Annotated in this window: 1 protein-coding gene; it reads left to right on the top strand. The window is 71.0% G+C overall.

Translation table 11 applies throughout. The annotated features are described in order from the left end of the window. Positions 1 to 187: 187 nt before the first annotated feature. A partial coding sequence (locus tag RM572_RS28775; RefSeq protein WP_311676306.1) for a hypothetical protein occupies positions 188 to 569 on the top strand: 382 nt, incomplete at its 3' end.

Raw genomic sequence — 569 nt, 5'->3', positions numbered from 1 at the left:
CTTCATGCTCGCCGGCACCTGCCGTGTCACCTCTGCTTGACAACCATGTCGCCCCTGCGCGACACGGCACATGAGTTGTGTCCCTCCAGGGGGACTGTCGCAGGTGGCACGGTGCGTACGGGCGTTCCCGCAGTGGAGCTCCGCGTGCCGCCCGCCCGGAGGCCGGCCGTCGCGGTAGGAGTGCAGGGTGACGTACGACTTCGGCCTCCACTTCACCCAGGAGCTGGGCAACCGCTTCGGCCCAGACCCCAACAGCTGGCCCGCGACCGCGGAGCGGGTGACCCCGTTCCTCGCGATCGTCGTGAGCGCCCTGGGCGCGGATGAGGGGCAGCGGTGGTTCGAGGCGGCCCGCAAGGCCCACCTGCGCGTGACCGAGGCGGAGCGCGAGCGCAGCTACAACTTCGGCTTCGCCCACTACCTCGACACAGCGACCGGGGTGGGCAAGGACGTCACCCTGCCCGTGCTCGCGGCCTTCGAGGCGCTGAAGGCCGCGTACACGGTTGCCCGCCATGGGGACGGCCCGGACGTCGACGTGTACTTCGAGGGCGCGGCGCAGGCGTGCTCACGTC

The organism is Streptomyces hazeniae, from assembly GCF_031845485.1.
GTDB classification, from domain to species: domain Bacteria; phylum Actinomycetota; class Actinomycetes; order Streptomycetales; family Streptomycetaceae; genus Streptomyces; species Streptomyces hazeniae.
The sequence above is the reverse complement of the archived record's forward strand: the minus strand, read 5'-3'. Positions and strand labels throughout refer to the sequence as shown.